Annotated in this window: 10 protein-coding genes; 5 read left to right on the top strand and 5 right to left on the bottom strand. The window is 67.9% G+C overall.

Annotation, left to right across the window (positions count from 1 at the left end; translation table 11 throughout):
* Window positions 1-447 precede the first annotated feature (447 nt).
* Window positions 448-4977 carry a DUF7619 domain-containing protein gene (locus EJV47_RS17015; protein WP_126694376.1) on the top strand — a complete coding sequence of 1510 codons (4530 nt, stop codon included), beginning with the start codon at window positions 448-450 and terminating at the stop codon, window positions 4975-4977.
* A 311-nt stretch (window positions 4978-5288) separates the two neighbouring features.
* Here EJV47_RS17015 and EJV47_RS17010 read toward each other — a convergent pair whose 3' ends face one another.
* The 5 genes from EJV47_RS17010 to EJV47_RS16990 all read right to left on the bottom strand — a co-directional run bounded on the left by EJV47_RS17010 (window position 5289) and on the right by EJV47_RS16990 (window position 9599).
* On the bottom strand, window positions 5289-6038 hold the full coding sequence (locus EJV47_RS17010) for a malectin domain-containing carbohydrate-binding protein (protein ID WP_165903801.1): 750 nt from the start codon (window positions 6036-6038) through the stop codon (window positions 5289-5291).
* Complete coding sequence (locus EJV47_RS17005) at window positions 6023-6490, bottom strand: sugar-binding domain-containing protein (protein WP_126694374.1); 468 nt, start codon at window positions 6488-6490, stop codon at window positions 6023-6025. The genes EJV47_RS17010 and EJV47_RS17005 overlap by 16 nt, the downstream gene beginning before the upstream one ends.
* A 56-nt stretch (window positions 6491-6546) precedes the next feature.
* Window positions 6547-7713 (bottom strand): mannonate dehydratase, encoded by a 1167-nt coding sequence (gene uxuA / locus EJV47_RS17000; protein WP_126694373.1) that lies wholly within the window; start codon window positions 7711-7713, stop codon window positions 6547-6549.
* Window positions 7714-8082: 369 nt separating this feature from the next.
* Window positions 8083-8940 carry an SDR family oxidoreductase gene (locus EJV47_RS16995; RefSeq protein ID WP_243651199.1) on the bottom strand — a complete coding sequence of 286 codons (858 nt, stop codon included), beginning with the start codon at window positions 8938-8940 and terminating at the stop codon, window positions 8083-8085.
* Between the two features lie 134 nt (window positions 8941-9074).
* Window positions 9075-9599: a hypothetical protein gene (locus EJV47_RS16990; protein WP_126694372.1), complete on the bottom strand. Its 525-nt coding sequence runs from the start codon at window positions 9597-9599 to the stop codon at window positions 9075-9077.
* A gap of 182 nt (window positions 9600-9781) precedes the next feature.
* Between EJV47_RS16990 and EJV47_RS16985 the strand changes: the two genes are divergently transcribed.
* From EJV47_RS16985 to EJV47_RS16970, 4 genes are all read left to right on the top strand, one after another.
* The gene (locus EJV47_RS16985) at window positions 9782-10555 is read left to right on the top strand and encodes a polysaccharide deacetylase family protein (protein WP_126694371.1); all 774 of its coding nucleotides are present in this window, start codon (window positions 9782-9784) and stop codon (window positions 10553-10555) included.
* Window positions 10556-10603: 48 nt separating this feature from the next.
* On the top strand, window positions 10604-11839 hold the full coding sequence (locus EJV47_RS16980) for an oligogalacturonate lyase family protein (RefSeq protein ID WP_126694370.1): 1236 nt from the start codon (window positions 10604-10606) through the stop codon (window positions 11837-11839).
* A 259-nt stretch (window positions 11840-12098) separates the two neighbouring features.
* A complete protein-coding gene (locus EJV47_RS16975; RefSeq protein WP_126694369.1) occupies window positions 12099-13262 on the top strand; it encodes a glycoside hydrolase family 88/105 protein in 1164 nt (387 codons plus the stop codon).
* Between the two features lie 267 nt (window positions 13263-13529).
* Window positions 13530-16412: a glycosyl hydrolase gene (locus EJV47_RS16970; protein WP_126694368.1), complete on the top strand. Its 2883-nt coding sequence runs from the start codon at window positions 13530-13532 to the stop codon at window positions 16410-16412.
* Window positions 16413-16623 lie beyond the last annotated feature (211 nt).

Genomic DNA, 16623 nt, shown 5'->3' with positions numbered 1-16623 from the left:
CCGCGCCGGGGCACTGATTTTTGCCGGACGCTGGCCGTTTTTCCCTTTCCTGGCTGCGGGGAAGCGGAAAAATAGCAGTTGCGGCCGCGCCGTTCTTGCCCCGCCGGCCTAAATGCGAAAATGAAAATACCGCAATCGATTCCGGTATCGATTGCTGCCCGCGCACGGCCGCTGGCGACTTTACCGGCGCCGGCGGGTAGTTGCCGGTAGCTAAGCGGTATGGCTTGCGCCGCTGAAACGCGGCGGCCGGGGAGCTTCCGGGCAGCCTCGTTTCAGCGGCCGGAATCTTCCTGCTTTTCGATCCTGCTCGTGCACCGGGAATAGCCCGTAACGACTAGCTTTACTGCTACTTTTCCCTCCCGGACATGCGAGCCGGGTCCGGCAACTTCTGCGCGGCGGTGGACGCCGCCGCCCGTTCTACCTTATCATTCTCTTTTCCTGGTATCTATGACCAAACTGCTACTGCGGATTCTCGTTCTGCTGCTCCCGCTGGCCGCCCGGGCCCAGGCCCCGGCCGGCTGGCAGCTGCAAAGCATCATCGGCACCCCCTTGTTTGCGCCCACCGACATAGCCGTGGACAGCCGCGGGTACATGTACGTGCTGGAGGGCGACCCGTACTTTTCCTACCGCCCGGGCACCATTACCAAGCTCGACCCGCAGGGCCGGTACGTGGAGCGGCTCGACGTGAAGAGGGCCAACACGGGGCCCTCGTCGATTTGTACCGGCTACGCGCTGGCCATGGACGCCGCCGACAACCTCTACGTGGCCGATGCCGGCCAAGGCGAGATTCGCAAGTACAGCCCGGCCGGGCAGCCGCTGCAAACCTTCCGGTCGAACCGGTGGGGTTTTTGCTCCCCGGTTAACCCCCGGGCCCTCACGGTGGATGCGGCTGGCAACGTGTACGCCCTTTCCAACAACCGGCTGCTGAAGTTCAACAGCCAGGGCGCGCTGCAGTGGGAGTACGCGCCCCCGCTCACCAGCCAGCCCGGGCGGGCCGACATTCGACTCTCGGACGTGGCCGCCGACGCGGCCGGCAACGTCTTCGTTATTACCGACTACTACGTCATCACCAAGCTCAACGCCGCGGGGCAGGTGCAGCAAACCATTCCCGTGACCCGCGCCGGGCAGTACATCTTCAGCACGGGCTCTTTCATGCCGGTGATGAACATGGACGCGGCCGGCAGCTTCTACCTGGGCATTGAGGGCGGCTCGCCCATCTACAAGTTCGCGGCCGACGGCACCTACCAGTCGTCGTTGCCCACCGACGTGTTCGGCGGCGGCCTGAACTTTGCTTTCGACCGGCAGAACCAGCTGTACGTATCGGCCGCCAGCAACCGCGGGGAGGCGCCCACGATTTACAAGTTTGCGCCGACCGGCACCGAGCTGGCGCGCTGGAGCAGCCGCGACCGGGCTCTGTTCATCACCCAGAACGGCGCGGGCGAATTTTATAGCTACGACGCCGGCCGCCAGCAAATCATCAAGCGCGCGGCGGACGGGCGGGAACTGCTCCGCTTCGGCGGGCCGGGCTACGGCACCGGGCAGTTCGAGCCCAACATTGCGGGCTCGGTGCCGGCCTTCGCCGGCCTGGATGTGGACGCGGCCGGCAACGTGTACACGCTGGAGGAAAACTACAACAGCTCGCCCCGGGTGCAGGTCTTCGACGGGCAGGGGCGGTGGCTGCGCGTGATTCAGAGCAGCGCCCTGACCCGGGTGTGGCCGCGGTTTGCGGCCCTGACCGTAACGCCGGCCGGCCAGATCTACGTGGCCGACCTGACCAACCACCGGGTTGTCAAGCTTAACCAGCAAGGGCAGCTGCTGCAGACGCTCGGCGCGAGCGGCAACCTGCGCTTCTACCAGCCCCAGGCCATGAGCGTCAACGAGCTGGGCCTGCTGTACGTGGCCGACAGCTCCGGCTCCCGGGTTCAGCAAATCAGCCCCACCGGCCAGCTGCTGCGCAGCACCCACGTGCGCATTCCGAACCGCAACTACCTGCTGGGCCAGAACCCGGTGGACGTGGACGTGGACGGCAACGGGACCATCTTCATCAATAACTCCGCCTGGGACTCGGTGCGGGTGCTGGACCGCCAGGGCCGGCAGCGCCGCTGCGTGCCCAAGGATTTCGGGCCCGTCAGCGCGCTGAGCGTAGATGCGGCGGGCAGCCGGCTGCTCACCCTGCGGCAGGACGCCTCGCTGGTTTGCGCGTACGGGGCACCAGCCGGGGGGCAGCCCGCCTGCCAGATTGTGGGCCGGGTATACCAGGACTTGAACGGGGACTGCCTCAACCAAAGCAGTGAACCGGGGCTGGCCGACATCATCGTGGTGGCCCAGCCGGGCAACTACTACGCCCGCACCGACGCGGCGGGTGGCTACGTCATCCGCGTCGATACGGGCCGCTACACCGTGCAGCAGCTGCTGCCCGTGCAGCCGGGCCGCACGATTCAGACCCTGTGCCCCCCGGGGCCGCCCATCCTGCCCTTGACCGCCGCCGGCCAGTCCGTCTACGGCCCCGATTTCGGCAACCAGGTCACCAACGCGCCCTACCTGAGCGTCGAGGTGGGCTCCAACCGGCGCCGCCGCTGCGCCCGCAACGTGACGACCGTGCGCTACGCCAACACCGGCTTTGCCGCGGCGGCCAACGCGCAGGTGGTCGTGGCCCTGCCCCAGCACGTGGTGTTTATCGGCGCCGACCGGCCCCACACCCGGGACGCCCAGGGCAACTTCGTGTTCAGCGTCGGCACGCTGGCCCCGGAGCAGGGCGGCACCATTGTCATTCAGGACTCGGTGGCCTGCGGCAACCCCGCCATCCGGGGGCTGACGGTGTGCACCCGGGCCTGGATTACGCCCTCGAACACGTACCCGCCCAGCACGCGCTGGAACCAGGCCTCCCTCCGGGTGCGCGGCGCCGCGCTGGCGGGCAACGAAACCCGCTTTAGCGTGGTCAACGTCGGCCGCGGGGCCACCACCGACAGCCTGCAGCTGCGCGTGTACCAGGATGCCCAGCTGGGCCGCCTGGAGCGCTTTATGCTGGCCGCCGGCGACTCGCTGGTGCTGCGCGTGCCGGCCACGGGCCGGGTGGTGCGCGTGGAGGCCGACCAGCCCGCCGAGCACCCGCTCAAAAAGACGGCCAGCGCCAACGTGGAGCTGCCGGGGGCGGTGACGGGCGGCGTGCCCAGCCCGGCCATGAGCGCCTGGCCGCCCGACGATGCCGAGCCGGAAGTGGCGGAAAGCTGCGAGCCTATCGTCGACTCCTTCGACCCGAACGACAAGCAGGTGGTGCCCGCCGGCGTGACGGCCCAGCACTACACGCCCACCGGCGTGCCCCTGCGCTACCGCATCCGCTTCCAGAACACCGGCACCGACGACGCCTACCGCGTAGTGCTGGTGGACACGCTGTCGGCGCACCTGGACATGAGCACCCTGCAGGTAGGGGCCGCGTCGCACCCGTACCGCCTGAGCGTAGGCGGCAAGGGCCGGGCGGTGCTCACCTTCACCTTCGCCGGCCTGACGCTGCCGCCCAGCTCCCGCAACGAGCCGGCCAGCCACGGCTTCGTGGAGTTTACCGTGAAGCCGAAAAGCGGCCTGGCCCCGCGCACGCAGGTCGACAACTACGCCGACATCTTCTTCGACTACAACGAGCCCGTCCGCACCAACACTACCACCAACCGCATCTACGACGTGCCCCCGACGGTCGGCCCCGGCGCGCCGCTCGGGCCGGTGGTGGTGTCGCCGGCGGTTACCGGGGTGGCACCCGCCCAGGGCCGCTTCGGCACGCTCGTGACCATCACGGGGCAGCGCTTTGCTACGACGCCGGCCGCCAACCAGGTGCGGTTTAACGGCACGGCGGCCCCGGTGCTCAGCGCCACGGCTACTACCCTGACCGTGCGCGTGCCCGCGGGCGCCAGCTCCGGTCCGCTGCAGGTCAGCACCGCTGATGGCGGCACCCGCAGCCCGCAGGCCTTTACCGTGTTTCAGCCGCCGGTGCTGACGACCCTTTCGCCCGCCGAAGGCCGGCCCGGCGACGTGGTGACCCTCAGCGGCAGCCATTTCTCGGCCCTGGCCGCGCAGGACACCGTGTTCTTCAACGGGGTGGCGGCGCGGGTGCGCCAGGCGTCGACGACGCAGTTGGAAGTGGAGGTGCCCGCCGGCGCTACGCTCGGGCCGGTGCTGCTGCGCACCCTCGGCGGCGAGGTGCGCAGCAGCCAGAACTTTATGGTGTGGTACGCGCCGGTAATTGCCAGCCTGAGCCCGGCCAAGGGTAAGGCGGGCAGCGTGGTCACGCTGACCGGTAGCGCCTTCGCGCCGGCGGCCCGCAGCACCGTCGCCTTCACCGGCGGCGCGCCCGGGCAGGTGCTGCAGGCCTCCGCCACGAGCCTGCAGGTGCGCGTGCCCGCCGCGGCGCAGAGCGGCCCGCTGCGCTTGGAAACGCCCGGCGGCACGGTGGTTTCGACCACAGCGTTTACGTTTGTGCCGGCGCCGGTGCTGACGTCCTTCACGCCCACGCAGGCTGCCGTTGGGGAGTTGGTGACGCTGACGGGCCAGCACCTGCTCGCCGATGGCCTGCCCGACACCATTGCCTTTGCCGGGGCCCGCGCCGAGGTGCTTTCGGCCACCACCACCAGCGCGGTAGTGCGCGTGCCGCGCGGCGCCGTGACCGGGCCGCTGGAGGTAGCCGGCAGCGGCGGCCGCGGCACGAGCCAGCAGGTGTTTACGGTGCTGGCGCTGCAGCCGGAAGAAGCCATTGGGGTGTACCCCAACCCCACGAACGGCCACCTGACCCTGGACTGGCAGCGGGCCGACTTCGATGTGGAGCAGGTGACGGTGTATAACACGCTGGGCCAGCGGGTGCTGGGCGCGTCGTTGCGCGCCGCCGCGCAGCCCCAGCTGCAGCTGGATCTGACTGCGCAGCGCAAGGGCCTGTACCTGCTCGTCGTGCAGACGGCTCGTGGCCTGGTCACCAAGCACCTAACCGTGTACTAGCCGCTTAGCCGCGCTGCCGAGCGCCGATGTACGCGAACCGGTCCGGGGCCGGCTTGGGGGCAGCGCACCCCAGGCCGGCCCCGGTTTCATTTGCCGCCGAAGCGGCCTTGGCGCCCGGAAAGAACGTCAGGCCGGATGGACGGCAATGCTTTGGGCTTCATCGGACGTCATGCAGCGCACAGCAGCTTGCGTGAATCGTTGCAGACGTCAGCACGCAAGCTGCTGCGCGCTGCATGACGTTCTGTTCGTTGCCTGTCTGCAGCGCCAAAGTGAATCAACCCGGCTGGTCGCGTGGCTTTCCGCCGCGCCCTTTACCACACCCGGCGAATCTGGATGCCGTTGAGCACCGGCCGGCCCGTCTGCGGCTCGAAATCGACTACCAGCCCCTGCGGCCCGCGCACCGACACCGGAAACCGGAAGCTGCTGCCGCGCAGGGGCTGCAGGCCGGTGGCGGCGCTGAGCCGGGGCAGCACCAGCTGGCCGTTGAGCCGCACCGCAAACGAGCGGCCGGCTGCGGTGGCGGCCGCGGGAGCGGACGTGGCGGCGCCCAGATTGTAGACCAGCTGCTCACCCGCGGGCACGGCTTCCAGCTCGGCGAAGTGCAGCGTGACTTCGTACTCGCCGGCGGGCACGTCGGCGCGGAACTGCTGCAGGCCCGCGCGCTGGGTTTGGTAGAGCGCGTCGTAATCGGTGCCGAGGATGTTGCGGTCGGAGCCATAGGGCAGGCGGCCGGTGCCGGGCAGCTTGTAGGCCTCGCCGCCCACGTAGCCCCAGCCGCCGGGCTGGTAGGGCTGCTCGGGCAACCACACCTGCTGGAGCAGCTCATCGGTAAACGTGCGCGCGTCGCCCAGGCTCACGTTCAGCTCGCGGAAGGGCAGCCGCTCGGAGGCCAGCGGCGTGGGCACAAGCTGAAAATCAATGTCGATTTGGTCAGACAACGGCTGGCCCGGGGCTTCGGCGCGCAGCTGGTTCAGGCCCGCGCCGAAGGGCACCCGGAAGCGGGCTACGCCCTGCTGCACCGGCTGGGTACCCAGGGCGCGGCCGTTCAGCAGCAGGCGCACCGCGGGCCGGTTGGAGTACACTTCCTGTAGCCGCCGGCGTGGCGGCTGGCCAGCTGCCCGTTCACGTACACTTCGGCCTGCTGGTTGGCCCCCTCGAAGTACAGGTACACCGGCCGCCGCTGCCACTCGGCGGGCAGCACCAGCGGGCGGCGGTACCAGCCCAGGCCGCGGTAGTAGCCCGGCGCGTCGTCGAGCACGTCGTGGGCGTTCCAGGTGTGGGGCAGGCTCACCGGCGTCCAGCCGCCGGCGGGCGGCCGGGCCGTGGCGAAGTCGGCGGCCGCATCTGCTCGGCTGAACTGCCAGCCCGAGTTGAGAGTCTGGCTCAGGCGCTGGGCGGCCGCCGGCAGCAGCGGCAGCAGCAAACCGAGCAGGCCGGCAACAAAGCGCCGCCCCGCCACCCGGGCCAGAGGCGCGAGGCAGCAGAGCGGCGAAAGGAAGGGGAAGCAGCGCATCAGCGGGAAAAGCACGGGAGCGGAGCCGCCCGGACCCGGTGCCGGCGCGGCCAGGGTTAGGAAAGGCTGCGGGTGATGCCCAGCTCCAGCCCGCGCAGCTCGGCCAGCCCGCGCAGGCGGCCGATGGCGGAGTAGCCGGGGTTGGTTTTTTTCTTGAGGTCGTCGAGCATCTGGTGGCCGTGGTCGGGGCGCATGGGCAGGCTCTGCTGGCGGCGCTGCATGGTCAGCACCAGCTCGCGCATCACCGCGTACATATCCACGTCGCCTTCCAGGTGGTTGGCCTCGTAAAAGTCGCCCGCCGCGTTGCGCTGGGTGCTGCGCAAATGGATGAAATGGATGCGGTCGGCAAACTGGCGCACCATGGCGGGCAGGTCATTGTCGGCGCGTACGCCGAAGGAGCCGGTGCAGAAGCAGAGGCCGTTGCTGAGCGAGGGTACCGCGTCGCAGAGGGCCTGCACGTCGGCGGCGGTGCTCACCACGCGCGGCAGCCCCAGGATGGGGTAGGGCGGGTCGTCGGGGTGGATGGCCAGCACCACGCCCACTTCTTCGGCCACGGGCACGATTTCCTGCAGGAACAGGATGAGGTGCCGGCGCAGCTGCTCGGCGTCGATGCCCTGGTAGGTGTCGAGGGCCTGCTGAAACTGCTCCAGGGTGAAGCTTTCCTCCGAGCCGGGCAGGCCGGCAATGAGGTTGCGCACCAGCAGCTGTTGCTCCGCCTCGCTCATGCCGGCCAGGCGGGCTTCGGCGGTGGCCAGCTCCTCGGCCGAATACTCCTCGCAGGCGCCGGGGCGGCGGAGCAGCAGCGCATCAAAGGCCACGAAGGCGGCCCGCTCGAAGCGCAGGGCCTTGGAGCCGTCCTCCACTTCATAGGCCAGGTCGGTGCGCGTCCAGTCGAGCACGGGCATGAAGTTGTAGGTGACGGTGCGGATGCCGCAGGCGGCCAGGTTGCGCAACGACTCCTTGTAATTCTCGATGTGCTGCTGGAAAGCACCGGTGCGGGTCTTGATCTGCTCGTGCACCGGCACGCTCTCCACCACGCTCCAGGTGAGGCCGGCGGCGGCCACTTCCTGCTGGCGCTGCTGAATGTCGGCTACGGTCCAGACCTGGCCGTTCGGGACGTGGTGCAGGGCCGTTACTACGTCGGTGGCGCCGGCCTGGCGGATGTCGGTGAGGCTGACGGGGTCATTGGGGCCGTACCAGCGCCAGCTTTGGATAATGGGCATTGTGTGTGCGGTGCGCCTCATCCCCCGGCCGCCCCTTCGGAAAGGAGGGGAGCCTGACGTGTAGCGGGGAGGGTGGGGCGGCGTTTAGAGTAGGAGAAAAGTCTTCGGGCCGAAAGTAGTCGTCAGGGGCGTTCCACTCTCCTGTGCCGTGCTACAGGGTATCTGGAAACAATTCCGACCAATGAACCCGAATTATTACCATTGAGTGGAAATAATTTGGGATGGTGAGCCAGAATTATTTCCGCCGTTTGGAAAGAATTCTGGCTGGTGCTCTGAAATTATTTCCGTTGCGGCCCGTCGTTTATGCCGCATGGGCAGACCAACCTCGCCGGAAATGAGCAGCCGGTTGCCGTTGGGGCTGAACAGCGCCTACACCCCGCTGTAGGCGTTGAAGCCGCCGTCGACCAGAATCGTCTCGCCGCTGACGAAGCGGGAGGCGTCGCTGAGCAGGTAGATAAGCGTGCCGGTCAGCTCCTCGGGCTGGCCGAAGCGCCGGTAGGGCGTGCCGGCAATAAACTGCCGGGCCCGGGCCGTGGGGGCGCCGTCGGCGTCCACGAGCAGGCTGCGGTTTTGCTCGGTGAGGAACACGCCCGGGGCAATGGCGTTCATGCGCAGGGCGCCGCCGTAGCGCAGGCCCAGCTCCACGGCCATCCACTGGGTGTAGGCTTCCACGGCTTTCTTGGCCATGGTGTAGCCCAGCACCCGCGTCAGGGGCCGCTGCGCCGTCAGGCTCGAAATGTTGACGATGCTGCCCTTGCCCTGCTCGGCCATCACGCGCCCGAAAATGTTGGTGGGGATGACCGTGCCGAACAGGTTCAAATCGACCACCTGCCGGGTGTGGTCGAGGTTGAAATCAAACAAGTCCTGGTCGGGGCCGACGACGGCGCCGGGCAGGTTGCCGCCCGCCCCGTTCACTAGCCCGTCGATGGCACCCCAGGTGCGGATGATTTCGTCGCAGGCGGCCTGCACCTGCGCCTGGTCGAGCACGTCGGCCAGCAGGGGCAGGGCCTCGCCACCGAGGGCTTCGATGGCGGCCACCCGGGCCCGGGCCCGCCCGGCGTCGCGGCCGAGGATGGCCACTTTGGCCCCGGCTTCGGCCACGGCCAACGACAGGGCCTCACCCAGCACGCCGGTGGCGCCGGTAATGACGATGACTTTACCGTCGAGGGAAAACTGACTGAGCGCGGACATGGCCGGGGCCGGAGGAGTGGCGGGGGAAAGATTCATGAACACGGGATTAGCGGGGGGAGAGGAGAAGCGGCGCGGCATGACGTGCTGCCAACAGGAGCTTACGCAAACAGCCCCGGCCTGCAAGGCGCAGACCGGGGCTGTGGTGATTTACGGGGCCGCGCAAGGGGCCGTTACTGACCTTCGGAGCTGAGCACGCTGCGCTGGGGCTGGCCCACGGCGCCGCGCGTCTGCATCTGCTTCACCAGGGCTTTATTGGATACCGACACCACGCCGTTGGCCTGGTCCTGGCCCATCGTGCCGAACACCAGGCTCACGGTGCGGCCTTCCCAGGTGCGGGTGCGGCCCTCGGCCGTGCCGGTGCCGTAGGCCTGCTGCAGGGTGCGCAGCACGCCGTCGTTGTTGCTCTTGCCGGCCACGTTCAGCATGATGGAGCACAGCTGGTTGTTGTAGAACGTGTAGTGCACGCGGCTGAGCTTGTTGCCGCCCAGCGTGGGCAGCTTGCCCACCCGCTCGTACACCTGCTTGGCGCCCACGGTGCTCGTCAGCCGCACGCCTTCCAGCTCGCTGGCCGGCATACCGAATTTGGCGTCGAGGAAGCCGTTGCGGGCGTCGAGGGCGCGGGGCGAGGATTGGGCCTGGGCCGGGGAGAAGGCCAGCGAAAGGCCGGCGCTGAGCAGCAGCAGAGGATATTTCATGCGGCCAAGCTATCTAAAAACCTGCCAAAGTGCCCCGGGCCGGTGGGCGGGGCGGCTGCCGGGGCGTGCGGGCGGAGAAGAGGCAGGGCAGAACCGGCGGCCAGAACCGGAACAGTACAGGAGGGTTTGGGTCGCGCCGCCCGCGTTATTGGAGCAACCGTCTGACTTCGCGGCACGCGCTTATGGTGGCACTACGTACCGTTCTGCTCGGGCAGCTCCTGGGGCTGCTGACCGCCGGGGCCCCGGCGCCCGGGCCGCGGCGCGCCGTGCCCGAGCGGGTGGTGGTCCTCACCTTCGACGACGCCTCCGTGAGCCACGCCACCTACGTGGCCCCGAGGCTGAAGCAGTACGGCTTCGGGGCCACGTTTTTCGTGTGCGAGTTCCGGGAGCCGCCCTTCGCCGATAAGTCGAAGTACCTGAGCTGGGCGCAGATGCGCGGGCTCGATCGGCAGGGCTTTGAAATTGGCAGCCACACGCTCACGCACCGGCACGTGAGCCGGATGACGCCCGCGGAGCTGGCCGCCGAGCTGGACTCCATCGAGGCCCGCTGCCGGCAGTACGGCATCCGGCGGCCCGTCACTTTCGCCTACCCCGCCTACGCCACGCACCCGGCCGCGCTGCCCGTGCTGCGGCAGCGCGGCTACCGCCTGGCCCGCACCGGCAAGGGCCCCAACGCCCGCGCCTACGACCCCAGCGCCGACGAGCCGCTGCTGGTGCCCAGCTTCACGCCCGGCCCCGATACAGCCGCCGTGTACCAGGCCCTGCGCCAGGCCACCGGCGGCCGCGTGGTGGTGCTGACCTTCCACGGCGTACCCGACACGGCCCACGACTGGGTGAGTACCCCGCCGGCCGTGTTCGAGGACTACCTGCGCTACCTGCACCGGCACCGCTACCGCGTGCTGGCCCTGCGCGAGCTGGCCCGCTACCTGCCGCCCGCATCGGCCGCCGCCCCCTGACCTGCCGCCAACCACACCGCCCTTTCCGCCTCCCTAATCCCACCCGCCATGAACCCCAACCCCCGCATCCGAAGGCTGCTGCCCGCTCTGCTGGGCGGCCTGCTGCTCGGCCCCGGCGCCGCCCAGGCCCAGACGAAGCTGGCCACCGGCAGCCAGTCGCCCATGCCCGCCGATGAGTGGCTCGACGCGGATACCGGCCACCGCGTGCGCCGCCTCTCGCCCCTGGACGGCTCGAACCAGAGCTTCTACTTCCACAACCGGCCCTTCGTGAAGGGCCAGGACGGCGACTGGATGGTGTACTACCACTCCGATGCCCGGGGCAAGCAGCTGCGCATGCTGAACCTGCAGACCCGGCAGGTGCAGCCGCTCACGCGCTACTTCCAGAAGGTGGGCGGCGAAATCGTGGCTCCGAAGCGGCGGGAGGTGTTTTACCAGACCGGCGACTCGGTGTACGCCACCCACGTGGACTCGCGCCGCACGCGGCTGGTGTTCGTGTTTCCGGCCGATTTTCGGGCCAATATCACCACGCTGAACGCCGACGAAACCCAGCTGGGCGGGGCCTGGAGCAGCGACGCGGAAAAGGAAATTTCGCGGCAGTACCCGGAGAAAAAGGACTACTTCCGCCGCATCTACGAGGCCAGGCTGCCGCGCACCCTGTTTACCGTCGCCGCCGAGGGCGGGCAGCTCACCAAGCTCTTCACCGACACGGCCTGGCTGAACCACGTGCAGTTTTCGCCGACCGATGCGCGCCTGCTCATGTTCTGCCACGAGGGGCCCTGGGAGCTGGTGGACCGCATCTGGACCATCGATACCAAAACCAAAAAGGTGCAGCTGGTGCACAAGCGCACGATGGAGCGCGAAATTGCCGGCCACGAGTGGTTTGCCGCCGACGGCCGTACCATCTGGTTTGACCACCAGCTGCCGCGCGGGGCCACCTTCTTCGTGACGGGCACCGACCTGAAATCGGGCAAGGAGCGCAAGTACGAGCTGACGCGCGACGAGTGGTCGGTGCACTACACCTCGGCCCCCGATGCCAAGACCTTCGCCGGCGACGGGGGCTACCCCACCTCGGTGGCCCACTCGCCCAACGGGCAGTGGATTTACCTGTTCCGGCCCGAGGGCGACCGGTTCAAAGCCGAAAAGCTGGTGAACCTGGCCCGGCACAACTACCACCTGGAGCCCAACGTGCACTACTCCCCCGACGGCAAGTGGCTGATTTTCCGCGCCAACTTCGATGGGGAAAGCCAGGTGTACGCCGTGGAAATTGCCAAGCCGGCTTCCTGAGGCCGCCGAAAAAGAACGTCGTGCAAAGCCTGATAGCCCGTCATGTCGAGCTTGTCGAGACATCTCGCGTGCTGACTTCCACAAGTAACCTTCTCGCTCAGCGCATTCTTGCCGGACCCCAATGACTCGCGTTACTTGACCTGATAATGTTTGCGGGCATCAGCACGCGAGATGTCTCGACAAGCTCGACATGACGACCTGATAGGCTAGCGCGCATCCTACTCAACTGCCCAACCCGAACCTCACGATTCCCGCCCATATGCTCAGACCCATTCTCACTGCTGGCCTGGCCGCGCTGCTCACGCTGCCGCTGACGGCCCAGGAGCTGCCCAAGAAAAAGGCCCTGCTCAAAACCATGACCCGCGCCAACGACTACTTCATGCGCAAGTGGCCGGATACGGGTAAGGAAATCGTCACCAACAAAACCCGGCCCAGCCACATCTGGACGCGCGCCGTGTACTACGAAGGCCTGCTGGCGCTGTACAGCGTCGATAAGCAGCCGCGCTACTACGACTACGCCGTGGACTGGGGCCAGAAGCACCAGTGGGGCCTGAACCGCGGCGTGGAAACCCGCAACGCCGACAACCAGTGCGCCGGCCAGACCTACCTGGCCCTCTACCAAATTGACCCCCAGCCCGAGCGCCTGCGCGACATCAAGGCCAGCATCGATAGGATGGTGCAGAGCCCGCAGGTGGACGACTGGTGGTGGATTGACGCGCTGCAGATGGCCATGCCGGTGTACGCCCGGCTGGGGGCCATGACCCAGGACACGGCCTACTACGGCAAGATGTACCGCCTCTACAACTACGCCAAGACCCGGCACGGCGGCAACGGCCTCTATAACCCCCAGGACGGCCTGTGGTGGCGCGACAAGGACTTCGTGCCGCCCTATAAGGAGCCCAACGGCGAGGACTGCTACTGGAGCCGCGGCAACGGCTGGGTGGTGGCGGCTATGGTGCGTACCCTCGAAATCATGCCCCCCGGCGCCCCGCACCGCGAGGAATACGAGCAGATGTATTTGCGCATGATGCAGGCCCTGCCGCCGCTGCAGCGGCAGGACGGCTACTGGAACGTGAGCCTGCACGACCCCACCAACTACGGCGGCAAGGAGCTGACCGGCACCGCCTTGTTCGTGTACGGTATGGCCTGGGGCCTCAACCACGGCCTGCTCGACGCGCAGAAGTACCGCCCCATCATTGCCAAAGCCTGGAACGCCATGGCCAAGGAGTGCGTGCACAAGGACGGCTTTCTGGGCTACGTGCAGGGCACCGGCAAGGAGCCCAAGGACGGGCAGCCCGTCAGCTACACCAGCAAGCCCGACTTCGAGGACTACGGTCTGGGCTGCTTCCTACTGGCTGGCACCGAGCTCTACAAGCTGCAGGACGCCGCCCCGGTAAAAGCCACCACGACGGCCAAGAACTGAAATTCCCCTCCTCAGATGAGGAGGGGACGCGGCGAGTTTACTCGCCGCTGGGGTGGTTGACCGGCGTTGCTGACATTGAACGACGGCAGCAGAAAGACTCCGCGCATCCACTGTGCCCTCAGTAGTCAAAAAACTCCCTAGACAACCCAAACGGCGCGGCCGCCGCAGCCACCCCGGCGTCAGCTAAAGCTGCCGCATCCCCTCCTTGGCTACACCGACCTTCGGTTCAACAAGGAGGGGAGCTTTCCGCCCTATCCGCCTTCCCACATGAAACGACTCCTTCCGTTACTCCTGGCGGCCCTGGCCCAGGCGCCCGCCCAGGCCCAGGCACCGAAGTGGCCCGATATTACCCAGCAGCACAAGCCCTGGACGCGCTGGTGGTGGCAAGGCAGCGCCGTCAACCGCCAGGACCTCTCGCGCCTGCTCACCGAGTACCAGCAGGCCGGGCTGGGCGGCGTCGAAATCACCACGATTTACGGGGTGAAAGGGGCGGAAAAGGAATTTATCAACTTCCTCTCGCCCCAGTGGCTGGACATGCTCACCCACACCTTCACCGAGGCCGGCCGCCTGGGTTTGGGCGTGGATATGGCGCAGGCTTCCGGCTGGCCCTTCGGCGGGCCCTGGGTGAAGCCGGAAGACGCCTGCAAGTACCTCGCCTACCGCACGTACGCCGTGAAGGGCGGCGAAGTGCTGACCGAGCCCGTCGGCTACACCCAGAAGCCGATGATGCGGGCCGTGGGCCTGCCCATGGACGTGAAAACGATGCAACAGCCGGTGGCCCGCAACCCCGACCTGCAGCTGCACGCCTTCGACCAGGTGCGCTTCGAGGTGCCCTTGCCGCTGCAGACGTTGATGGCCTATTCCGACCAGGGCCAGACGCTGGACCTCACCGGCAAGGTGGGCCCCGATGGCAAGCTGAGCTGGACGGCCCCGGCCGGCGCGGGCTGGACGCTCTACGCCATCTTCCAGGGCTGGCACGGCAAGCAGGTGGAGCGCGCCGGCCCCGGCGGGGAGGGCGACGTTATCGACCACTTCTCCCGCGGGGCCACCGACAACTACCTGCGCTACTTCGACGAGGCCTTTAAGGGGCGCGACATCAAGCCGCTGCGGGCGTTTTTCAACGACTCCTACGAGGTGGACGACGCCCAGGGCGAGGGCAACTGGACGCCGCAGCTCTTCCAGGAGTTTCAGCGGCGCCGCGGCTACGACCTGCGCCAGCACCTGCCGGCCCTGCTGGGCAAAGCCGCCGACGACGAGAATCAGCGCGTGCTCAGCGACTACCGCGAAACCATTTCGGAGTTGCTGCTGGAAAACTACACCCGCACCTGGCACGCCTGGGCCCAGAAGCACGACGCGCTCATCCGCAACCAGGCCCACGGCTCCCCGGCCAACATCCTCGACCTCTACGCGGCCACCGACATTCCCGAGACGGAAGGAGAGGATTTGCTGCGCCTGAAATTCGCCTCTTCGGCCGCCCACGTCACGGGCAAGCCGCTGACTTCGGCCGAAACCGCCACCTGGGAAAACGACCATTTCCTGTCTTCCCTCGGCGACGTGAAAAAGGCCGTCGACCGCATGCTGCTCGGCGGGGTCAACCACGTCTTCTACCACGGCACCAACTACTCGCCCCAGCGCGCCGCCTGGCCCGGCTGGCTGTTTTACGCCGCCGTGCATTTCAACCCCAACAACTCCTTCTGGCCCGATTTCGGGCAGCTGAACCGCTACGCCGCCCGCTGCCAGAGCTTTTTGCAGGCCGGCCAGCCCGCCCACGACGTGCTGCTGTACCTGCCCATCTACGACTCCTACGCCCAGCGGGCCAAGCTGCCCGCCACCGCCGAGCCCGACCGCGCCAAGCTCCTGCTGCAGCACTACGACGGCATCACGCACGGCTTCAAGGGCCTGCCGGTGGGCGAAACGGGCGAGACGTTGCTCAAGCGCGGCTACGGCTTCGACTTCATCAGTGACCTGCAGCTGCTGGGCGTGAAAAACGCCGGCCGGGGCCTGCAAACCAGCGCCGGCACCAGCTACCAGACCGTGCTGGTGCCTGCTGCCCGCCTCATGCCCCTGCCCACGCTGCAGCAGCTCCTGAAGCTGGCCAAGGGCGGGGCCACCGTCGTCTTCCAGGGCCAGCTGCCCCAGGACGTGCCCGGCCTCGGCGCCCTCGATACGCGCCGCGCGGCCTTTAAAAAGCTCATCGGCCAGCTCAAGCTCAGCGCCGGACCCGGCGGCGGGCAGCAGGCGGCGGTAGGGAAGGGGCGCGTGCTCGTCGGGGCCGACGTGGACGGGCTGCTCACGGCCGCCGGCGTGCAGCGCGAGACGCTGGTGGATCAGGGCCTGGAGTTTGTGCGGCGGCGCCACGCCAAGGGGCATTACTACTTCGTGACGAACTGGGGTGACAAGCCGCTGATGGGCTGGGTGCCGCTGCGCACGGCCGCTAAATCGGTGGCCCAGTACAACCCCATGACCGAAAAGCTGGGCCTGGCCGCCACCCGCCCGGGCGCCGCCGGCCAGCCCGAGGTGTACCTGCAGCTGGCCCCCGGTGAGGCCTGCATCCTCGAAACCAACGAAGCGGCCATCAGCGGGCCAGCCTACGCCTACCAGCGCCCGGCCGGCGCCCCGCAGCCGCTCCAGGGCAGCTGGAGCGTGCAGTTTCTGACGGGCGGGCCGGAACTGCCGGCCAAAGTCGACACCCGGGAGCTGGCTTCGTGGACCACATTCGGCGAGGCGGCGCGCAAGTTTTCCGGCACGGCCCGCTACACCACCACCTTCGCCGCACCCGGCGGCGCGGCCGATGGCTGGCTGCTCGATCTGGGCCGGGTGGGCGAAAGTGCCCGGGTGCAGCTCAACGGGCAGGACCTGGGCACGCTCATCGGGCCGAGCTACCAGGTGTTCATTCCCCGGGAGCAGCTCAAAGCCTCGAACACGCTCACCGTGCAGGTCAGCAACGGCATGGCCAACCGCATCATTGATATGGATAAGCGCGGGGTGGAGTGGAAGCGGTTCTACAACGTGAACGTAGCCGCCAAGCTCAAGGAAAACCGCGACGAAAAGGGCCTGTTCACCGCCGCCAAGTGGGAGCCGCGTCCCTCCGGCCTGCTCGGCCCGGTGACCCTGACGCCCACCAGCACCCGGGTGGAGAAGGTGCAGTAGGGCCGGTAATCGAGCAAAAAAGAACGTCATCGAAAAAGAACGTCATCCTGAGGCGCAGCCGAAGGACCTTCCTCGAACCCCGCACCGCCGCTGATGCCAACGTGCAGACGCTAATCGAACTGAACGGCAACAGCACCGCCGCCCTCCATCAGAACGCCCGCGCCTGGACTTAACGGCGGTGCGGAGTGGGAGGAAGGTCCTTCGCGTTGCT

The sequence above is a fragment of the Hymenobacter gummosus genome (assembly GCF_003970915.1).
Taxonomy (GTDB): Bacteria; Bacteroidota; Bacteroidia; order Cytophagales; family Hymenobacteraceae; genus Solirubrum; species Solirubrum gummosum.
This window is presented reverse-complemented; position numbering and strand designations above follow the sequence as displayed.

What these genes read in the sequence shown, in the direction of transcription:
- EJV47_RS16975 (WP_126694369.1), top strand. Translation starts at nt 12,099, where the DNA reads ATGCTCAGACCCATTCTCACTGCTGGCCTGGCCGCGCTGCTCACGCTG.
- EJV47_RS16995 (WP_243651199.1), bottom strand. Translation starts at nt 8,940, where the DNA reads ATGAATCTTTCCCCCGCCACTCCTCCGGCCCCGGCCATGTCCGCGCTC.
- EJV47_RS16985 (WP_126694371.1), top strand. Translation starts at nt 9,782, where the DNA reads ATGGTGGCACTACGTACCGTTCTGCTCGGGCAGCTCCTGGGGCTGCTG.
- EJV47_RS17005 (WP_126694374.1), bottom strand. Translation starts at nt 6,490, where the DNA reads ATGCGCTGCTTCCCCTTCCTTTCGCCGCTCTGCTGCCTCGCGCCTCTG.
- EJV47_RS16980 (WP_126694370.1), top strand. Translation starts at nt 10,604, where the DNA reads ATGAACCCCAACCCCCGCATCCGAAGGCTGCTGCCCGCTCTGCTGGGC.
- uxuA (WP_126694373.1), bottom strand. Translation starts at nt 7,713, where the DNA reads ATGCCCATTATCCAAAGCTGGCGCTGGTACGGCCCCAATGACCCCGTC.
- EJV47_RS16990 (WP_126694372.1), bottom strand. Translation starts at nt 9,599, where the DNA reads ATGAAATATCCTCTGCTGCTGCTCAGCGCCGGCCTTTCGCTGGCCTTC.
- EJV47_RS16970 (WP_126694368.1), top strand. Translation starts at nt 13,530, where the DNA reads ATGAAACGACTCCTTCCGTTACTCCTGGCGGCCCTGGCCCAGGCGCCC.
- EJV47_RS17015 (WP_126694376.1), top strand. Translation starts at nt 448, where the DNA reads ATGACCAAACTGCTACTGCGGATTCTCGTTCTGCTGCTCCCGCTGGCC.